The organism is Microcystis sp. LE19-84.1B (assembly GCF_027531875.1).
Taxonomy (GTDB): Bacteria; Cyanobacteriota; Cyanobacteriia; order Cyanobacteriales; family Microcystaceae; genus Microcystis; species Microcystis panniformis.
The window spans coordinates 1-7,461 of sequence record NZ_JAPZSR010000427.1; the positions used below are offsets into that span (position 1 = coordinate 1).

Below are 7,461 nucleotides of genomic sequence, written 5' to 3' on the forward strand. Positions count from 1 at the left end.
GGGGGTCAATTACCTAATTTTCAGGGAAAAAGTAGCTGAATTTCCCCCTGATCACTCCCATATCTGGTACTTTTGGATTTCAAAAAAGGCTAAAAGTCTTATCCAGCAAGGTTTTTAGATTTATTCAGCAGACCCTAATTATTCTAAAACATTATTAATGGAGTGCAACTGTCGAACCAGTGTCGAAAGCACGGCCACCGCCGCCGCCACCGGTGGGAACCGTGACAGATATATTGGTCGGACCGCCTTGTGAAGCTCGACCGATACCGAATCCAACCACGAAAGCGGTGATAACCCATCCCCAAAAACCACCTCGCATTCCGAGTTCTTCATTCGTTAGGTTTCTTAATTCATCGGTCGTTTGTAAATCATTGACTTTGATGTTAGCCATAATCGATTGATCTCATGTTTGAGGTTGACTAAACGCAATCATCCACGATACACATTCAAAACGCAAATGTATTTTGAAACTTAATTAACTTATTTTTGTCTCAAATTTGATCGGCAAGAATACTGCGATCAGTTGTACTTTAAGGTTATTGGCTCTTCTGGTTTCTGTGTGGAAACGAGGTCTATACTGATAGTTTCTTCCGCAAAATAGTCCTAAAAGTCTTGTCCGATAAGCATTTCACGACTCCATAAGCAAAAATTATCACACAAAGTCGAGAAGAGCCGGTTATTCTCTCAAAAATGTAGAATAACCTAGATTATATTTTTTGAACTTAAATGATTGTTTTAAGTTCAATTAGTCTTTAAAAATATCTTGTTTTTTCTTGCAAGGTTCCATAGTATTAAATTCAGAGAAGTAGCTCGACAAGCCTGACAACTCTTGCCAAGACTTTTCTGTTTATATAGTCAATTACGATCGCGAGCGTGTTCCCTAACCAATTCGCTCGTAATTATCCATTGAAAAAGCGGATAAAACTGATGAAATCTCTTCCGCACCAGACACCTACCCTTTGCCCTAGCGCACGAGAAAATTCCCCGGATAGCGTAATTTTCGGGATCGCAGCGGGAACCGTTGAGGAACCCCGCGTCGCCTATCTCCCGGAAATCCAACCCGTCACCGCAGAAATTCTCGCACTCGCTCAACCCGTCACCCCCACCGAAGTCTTCCGCTTCGCCGCGTCCTGCGCGGAAAAAGAATGCGTTCATTTCGATGGGAAAGATTGTCGCCTCGCGCACCGGGTGGCACAGGGACTCGCAGAAGTAACCGATATCCTTCCCCCCTGTCGAATCCGGCAAAACTGTCGCTGGTGGTTACAGGAGGGAAAAGCGGCTTGTCTGCGCTGTCCGCAGGTTGTCACTGACAACTATAATCCTTCCGAAACTTTCGTGAAGGTTGCCGAACCCGAATCTTAACCCTATTAAATAGGAGTCTAATTACCATGGCTAAAATTCATATTTCCGATCTACAGGTGAACTCTTTTCAAGAATCTCTTGAAACTGCGATCAATCGCGCGATCGAGACTCGAAACATTCAAGGCGGTAAATTATCGTTAACAACACTAGGAATAATTTGGCCGCCCATCATTATCGGAATGATCTTCCCACCACTCTCGAATATTAAGCAAAGACCCATTTTATAGCGGTTTTCAGTCTAATAAGGTATAGTAAATTCCTTGATAGATAGGCGTTTCAGCGTTTCAATCGGGACTCACTTCTGTGAAAACCGCTATAACCGCCTATCGTTAGATTAGCTGAATCTCCCCCAACCCCTCCTCGCCCCACCGAAGTCGGGAGAGTTGGGGGGTGTTGCCTCTTGCAAGAGTGCCTCATCTCCACAAGCAATTTCAATGCTGAACAGCTTATCTACCAACCGTATCCTCCCGTCACTCTCAAATTCTAACAGGAGTTAACTTATGGCTCTCGAACAAGTTCACGCTTTTTATCAAAAAGTCGCCTCCGATGAATCTTTTCGTTCCCGAATCCAATCGGTGAACAGTAAAGAAGAATGTAGCGAGATCGTCAAAGGTGCGGGGTTCGATTTCACACCACAGGAATTCGAGGAATACACCGCACGACTTCTAGAATCCGATCGCCCCGATGAAGAAGTTACAGATTTAAGCGAGGAAGATTTAGCGGCGGTCGCAGGTGGATTTATCGGCAGTTTTCGGTGGCCCCCCATAATGTTGTATGGTGGGCCACCGAAGCGCGATCTACTTCTATAGGACTACAGAATCCTTCGACCGATGTACGGATTACCGGCAGATCGTCTCGTGGATTTCTAATTCCAACCGACTCATAAATTTTATCGAGTATTAAACCTAGTAAGGAGCTAATCATGTCTTTTGATCGCACCCCGAACTTTACCGAAAAACTAGCAACCGATCCCGATTTTCGTTTAAAGGTTTTGGACGAAATCGCCAACGATGACGAACTAAAATTCCTGACTGAAGAGGATATTAAAGCTATCTTTGGTGGTAATCGTAGTAAGCATCAAGATAAACAACCGTACGGAAGTGTTCGTCCACTTTAGCCTAGTAGTTATCTATAGACACGCCCATGACCGAATACCGTCGCATCAGCTACGCCGTCTGGGAAATTACCCTAAAATGTAACCTCGCCTGTCAGCATTGCGGTTCCCGCGCCGGCCATACCCGTAGCCACGAACTTACGACTGAAGAGGCCCTCGATCTCGTCCGTCAACTGGCCGAAGTGGGGATCAAAGAAGTCACCCTGATCGGGGGAGAAGCCTTCCTCCGTCCCGACTGGCTCGATATCGCCCGGGCGATCACCGACGCGGGCATGATCTGCGGTGTCACTACCGGCGGCTACGGCATCACCCTCGACACCGCCCAAAAGATGAAAGACGCGGGGATCAAAGTTGTCTCCGTCTCCGTGGACGGATTAGAAGCCACCCACGATCGCCTGCGGGGGAAACCCGGTTCTTGGCAATGGGCATTTAAAACCATGAGCCACCTAAAACAAGCCGGTATCCCCTTCGGTTGCAATACCCAGATAAATCGTCTTTCTGCCCCCGAATTCCCCCGAATCTACGAAAAAATCCGCGATGCGGGCGTATTCGCCTGGCAGATCCAGTTAACCGTCCCGATGGGGAACGCCGCCGATAACTCGGAAATTCTCCTGCAACCCTACGAACTCCTAGAACTATACCCGATGGTCGCCCGTGTCACCGAGCAAGCGCGACGCGAGGGGGTAGACGTACAACCGGGCAACAATATCGGCTATTACGGCCCCTACGAACGTTTATTGCGGGGAGGGGATGCGTGGACATTCTGGCAGGGCTGTAGTGCCGGACTGGCGGCACTGGGTATCGAGGCCGACGGAGCGATCAAAGGCTGTCCCTCCCTTCCCACCGCAGCCTATACCGGGGGCAATATCCGCGATCGCTCCCTGCGCCAGATTATTGAAGAGGCCGAAGAACTGCGCTTCAACCTCGGTGCGGGAACCCCGAAGGGAACCGATCATCTCTGGGGATTCTGTAAAACCTGCGAGTTCGCCGAACTCTGCCGCGGTGGTTGTAGTTGGACGGCTCATGTTTTCTTCGATCGCCGAGGCAATAACCCCTACTGTCACCACCGAGCATTAAAACAAGCGGAGAAGGGAATCCGAGAGAGATTCTACCTCGATCGCCCTGCAGCGGGAATTCCCTTCGATAACGGCCAATTCGCGCTGGTAGAAGAACCCTTCTATTCTCCCCTAGCCAATGATCCCCTCGCCTTCAGTGCCGACGCGATCCAATGGCCAGAAAGCTGGCAAAACAAAACCCCCGTACTCACCCCCACAATCTAACCATGAACGAGAACCCGAACCCTATCCCCCCCATTCTACCCCGATCGGCGTGGGAGAGCCAGATCGCCTATCTCCGGGCTGTATTCCGGGCGAAAAAAGCGCTAGATGAAATTGAACGAATTCAGAACGAGAAGACATGAACGCTCGCTCTAATCCGCATCCACTAACTCCTTATCCCTCACTGAATCGCCTGTTTTAAACTACGACAGAATTCTTCGAGGGATTTTAACCCATCGCTGGGGGAATTATCGGCTAGACGTTTAACCATGGCACTGCCGACAATTACTGCGTCAGCCCCCCAGTTTTTCACCTGTAGTGCCTGTGTCGGGTCAGAAATGCCAAATCCTACCCCCACGGGTTTATCGGTGACAGAACGGATAGAATCGAGCAATTCCTCCACTCTGGTGGCCACTTGCTTCCGCATTCCCGTCACTCCCGTGACACTAACCAAATAAATAAAACCTTGAGATTGCAGTGCGATCGCTTGTATTCGTTCCGGGGGACTGGTCGGCGCTACCAATAAAATCACCTCAATTCCCTTAGCGGCAGCCGGTTGCAGCAGACTTTCCGCTTCCTCTAGGGGTAAATCGGGAACCACCAAACCACTCACCCCGGCTGCTTTTATTTGGTCTAAAAAGACATCTATCCCGCGATGATAGATGGGATTATAGTAAGTAAAGAGAATAATGGGAGCTTTCACCTCTCCCTGGGCATTTTTGACGATTTCTAGCACATCTTCCAACTTGACACCCCGATTTAAAGCGCGGGTGGCCGCCGCTTGAATAACCGGACCATCCGCAAGAGGATCGGAATAGGGAACCCCCAACTCGATCAGATCGGCCCCTGCCCGGTCTAAAATGCGTAAAGCTTGGGCAGTGGTAGATAAATCGGGATCACCAGCAGTAATAAAGGGAATTAAGGCACAATTCCCCTGGGAACGGAGAGAACGAAAACACTCGGAAACAGCAGTCATCGAAAATTACTGGAGACATAAAGCACCGTCTATTATCTCATGGCGGGGAATAGCTCACCGCCGGTCGCCACAAGCTCAGGTAAAGAATTTTTCAAGTAATACTTAAGAAATATTGACAAAATAGCGATCGAGGGTAGAATGAGCGCAGTCTGATAGTTTTGAGAAAATCTCTTCTATAAACTGGTTTTCATTCCGCTTTTTCCGGTACAAAATAGGACTACTGCCCGATTGGGTTTCGTATAATCAAACACCATATATCTATGTTTTCCATTTACATTCTCACCCATAACGAAGAAATTGATATTGCCGCCTGTGTGGAATCGGCACTTCTATCCGATGATGTGATTGTGGTTGACTCCTACAGTAGCGATCGCACAGTAGAGATCGCTTCTCGTTATCCAGTGCGCGTGATTCAGCATCAATTCGAGAGTCATGGTAAACAAAGAACTTGGATGTTAGAAAATATCGAGACTAAATACGATTGGGTTTATATTCTCGAAGCAGATGAAAGGATGACACCCCAACTGTATGCAGAATGTCTGCGTGCCACTCAACAACAGGAATTTACTGGTTTTTATGTGGCCGAAAGAGTTATGTTTATGGGAACTTGGATCCGTCGCAGCACCCAGTATCCTCGTTATCAAATGCGTCTATTTAGAAAAGATCAAGTCTGGTTTAGCGATTATGGTCACACGGAAAGGGAAGAATGTCGAGGAAAAACCTCTTTTTTAGAAGAAACCTATCCCCACTATACCTGTAGTAAAGGTTTAAGTCGTTGGATTGAAAAACATAATCGTTACTCTACCGATGAAGCAGCAGAAACTCTACATCAGTTGGCTAACGGTGGTGTTAGTTGGAAAAATTTATTTTTTGGTGAAACTGAAGTAGATAGACGGAGAGCTTTAAAAGATTTTTCTCTACGATTGCCTTTTCGTCCCCTGCTTCGTTGGTTTTATATGTATTTTATCTTGGCGGGAATTCTCGATGGTAAAGCTGGTTTTGCTTGGTGTACTCTGCAAGCTTTTTATGAGTATTTGATCCTCTTAAAAGTGGCAGAAATGAAACAGGGTTTACCCACTCCCCCCGAAGTGAGAAATCGTTTTCATCCTCCGCAAAATGGTGACAATCTTAATTCCCATAGGTCTAATTTCGTCTCCCTGAAAGGAAAGGCCGATTGACATTCAACCATTATTAATCAGTCAGCAATCACCTAACAACAACCTAGAGATAAAAAGCAATCCAGACCCATTTTTTTATTAGCCGTGACATCAATTTCACGGCCGTTGTCTTATGTCAAGCTGTACTGTCTTTAAGCTGCCTATTGGGATTTTAGCACAAATGCTCAAACTCCCCACTTCCCCACTTCCCCACTTCCCCACTTCATAATTCCCTCTCCCCGATTAATAACGGATGCGAGGATCAATGTAAGCATTGATTAAATCGATCAAAATACTGGCAAAAACCACTATTGTCGCAAAAAAAGCCATTAATCCCTGCACTGTTGGGTAATCCCGCAGAGAAATCGCTCGATATAACTGATTTCCCAAACCCGGCCAAGAAAAAGTAACTTCCGTCAAGACTGCACCACCTAAAAGAGCCGCAAAAGTTAATCCTAAGACAGTAATTACGGGAATTAGGGCATTTTTCAGCGCATGGGCGATCATAATCGTTTTTTCTGGTATTCCTCTCGCTTTTGCCGCATCTACATAGTCCGCTTGCAAAGTTTGTTTCAGATTAACTCGCACCATCCGTTCAAAAATCCCACTCAAAAGAATGCCGAGAGTAAAACTAGGTAAGGCTAGATAATACAACGCCGTAGGCAACTTATCTAGTTGTAGAGTCATCAGACTATCAAAGGTGTATAAACCCGTAATTGCCTGCGGTGGAGTCTCACTCAAAGGAAAACGAGTCCCCAAAGGAAACCAGCGCAACTGTACCGCAAAAATTAGCTGTAAGAGCATTCCCACCCAAAAAATCGGCAAGGAATAGGTTATCAGTCCAAATAAACGTCCCCCCGCATCTAGGGAGGTATCCGGACGGGAAGCGGTGATAATTCCCAATCCGACTCCCACTATCACCGCAATTAGCATTCCATAAAAAGTTAGTTCCACCGTCGCTGGAAAATGTTTAGCAATAATCTCCCATACCGTCACCCCCTTACTGGTTAAAGAGTCTCCTAAATTGAGGTGCATTAGATTGAAAATATAGTCTAGATACTGGAAAAATAGGGGTTTATTCAGTCCTAACTGTTCTCTTAGGGCATTTTTGGCACTTTCAGGGGCGCGGTTGCCTAAAATCGCATCCGTGGGATCACCAGGAGCAACACGCATCAGCAGAAAAACCACCGTCACGATTGTCCATAACATCAAGGGAGCTAGGAGTAAACGCACCAGTAAATAGGATTGTAAAGCAGCGCGGCGAGACATGAGGGCTTTCCGATCAGAAAATACATTCTCAAGGAACCATACCCCAAAAAGGACCGAGCGATCGAGAAAAAATTAAGCTGAGGGAATATTTAGTACAAGTAAACTAAAGTAGCGGCACCGACAGTTCTGAGCAAGGGACTACCAAAAACCCCTAAAGGCTAAAAAGCTTACGGAGCAAGGGATAGAAAAAAGATCAAAAAATTTTGCCAAAAGGGGTTGACAAACTTAGGGAAGTTAGATACATTGGTAAATGCGCGGTTGAAGCGAAGCGAAAGCGAAGCGAAACAAACGACGCTGGAACCTAGA

Annotated in this window: 9 protein-coding genes; 6 read left to right on the forward strand and 3 right to left on the reverse strand. The window is 46.6% G+C overall.

What is annotated here, in order from left to right; genetic code table 11:
* Positions 1-154 precede the first annotated feature (154 nt).
* Positions 155-391 carry a hypothetical protein gene (locus tag O9324_RS24115; RefSeq protein WP_287727012.1) on the reverse strand — a complete coding sequence of 79 codons (237 nt, stop codon included), beginning with the start codon at positions 389-391 and terminating at the stop codon, positions 155-157.
* Between the two features lie 536 nt (positions 392-927).
* On the opposite strand from O9324_RS24115, the gene O9324_RS24120 reads away from it, so the two are divergent.
* The 5 genes from O9324_RS24120 to O9324_RS24140 all read left to right on the forward strand — a co-directional run bounded on the left by O9324_RS24120 (position 928) and on the right by O9324_RS24140 (position 3,756).
* Complete coding sequence (locus O9324_RS24120; RefSeq protein ID WP_149987409.1) at positions 928-1,362, forward strand: nitrogen fixation protein; 435 nt, start codon at positions 928-930, stop codon at positions 1,360-1,362.
* Positions 1,363-1,388: 26 nt separating this feature from the next.
* Positions 1,389-1,589: a hypothetical protein gene (locus O9324_RS24125; RefSeq protein WP_288141525.1), complete on the forward strand. Its 201-nt coding sequence runs from the start codon at positions 1,389-1,391 to the stop codon at positions 1,587-1,589.
* 273 nt (positions 1,590-1,862) lie between these two features.
* Positions 1,863-2,171: a Nif11-like leader peptide family natural product precursor gene (locus tag O9324_RS24130; RefSeq protein ID WP_288141526.1), complete on the forward strand. Its 309-nt coding sequence runs from the start codon at positions 1,863-1,865 to the stop codon at positions 2,169-2,171.
* A 113-nt stretch (positions 2,172-2,284) separates the two neighbouring features.
* Positions 2,285-2,479 (forward strand): hypothetical protein, encoded by a 195-nt coding sequence (locus O9324_RS24135; RefSeq protein ID WP_149987411.1) that lies wholly within the window; start codon positions 2,285-2,287, stop codon positions 2,477-2,479.
* Between the two features lie 26 nt (positions 2,480-2,505).
* A complete protein-coding gene (locus O9324_RS24140) occupies positions 2,506-3,756 on the forward strand; it encodes a nif11-class peptide radical SAM maturase 3 (protein ID WP_288141527.1) in 1,251 nt (416 codons plus the stop codon).
* A 178-nt stretch (positions 3,757-3,934) separates the two neighbouring features.
* On the opposite strand, the gene trpA is transcribed toward O9324_RS24140, so the two are convergent.
* A complete protein-coding gene (trpA, locus tag O9324_RS24145) occupies positions 3,935-4,729 on the reverse strand; it encodes a tryptophan synthase subunit alpha (RefSeq protein ID WP_287659892.1) in 795 nt (264 codons plus the stop codon).
* A gap of 260 nt (positions 4,730-4,989) precedes the next feature.
* On the opposite strand from trpA, the gene O9324_RS24150 reads away from it, so the two are divergent.
* Positions 4,990-5,907: a glycosyltransferase family 2 protein gene (locus O9324_RS24150; protein WP_288141528.1), complete on the forward strand. Its 918-nt coding sequence runs from the start codon at positions 4,990-4,992 to the stop codon at positions 5,905-5,907.
* A 222-nt stretch (positions 5,908-6,129) separates the two neighbouring features.
* Here O9324_RS24150 and O9324_RS24155 read toward each other — a convergent pair whose 3' ends face one another.
* Positions 6,130-7,155, reverse strand: coding sequence for an ABC transporter permease (locus O9324_RS24155; RefSeq protein ID WP_002768125.1), 1,026 nt, complete (start codon positions 7,153-7,155; stop codon positions 6,130-6,132).
* Between the last annotated feature and the right edge of the window lie 306 nt (positions 7,156-7,461).

Bases quoted from the DNA above. Each gene is read 5' to 3' on its own strand.
- O9324_RS24120 (WP_149987409.1), top strand. From the start codon at position 928: ATGAAATCTCTTCCGCACCAGACACCTACCCTTTGCCCTAGCGCACGA.
- O9324_RS24140 (WP_288141527.1), top strand. From the start codon at position 2,506: ATGACCGAATACCGTCGCATCAGCTACGCCGTCTGGGAAATTACCCTA.
- O9324_RS24150 (WP_288141528.1), top strand. From the start codon at position 4,990: ATGTTTTCCATTTACATTCTCACCCATAACGAAGAAATTGATATTGCC.
- O9324_RS24130 (WP_288141526.1), top strand. From the start codon at position 1,863: ATGGCTCTCGAACAAGTTCACGCTTTTTATCAAAAAGTCGCCTCCGAT.
- O9324_RS24155 (WP_002768125.1), bottom strand. From the start codon at position 7,155: ATGTCTCGCCGCGCTGCTTTACAATCCTATTTACTGGTGCGTTTACTC.
- O9324_RS24125 (WP_288141525.1), top strand. From the start codon at position 1,389: ATGGCTAAAATTCATATTTCCGATCTACAGGTGAACTCTTTTCAAGAA.
- O9324_RS24135 (WP_149987411.1), top strand. From the start codon at position 2,285: ATGTCTTTTGATCGCACCCCGAACTTTACCGAAAAACTAGCAACCGAT.
- trpA (WP_287659892.1), bottom strand. From the start codon at position 4,729: ATGACTGCTGTTTCCGAGTGTTTTCGTTCTCTCCGTTCCCAGGGGAAT.
- O9324_RS24115 (WP_287727012.1), bottom strand. From the start codon at position 391: ATGGCTAACATCAAAGTCAATGATTTACAAACGACCGATGAATTAAGA.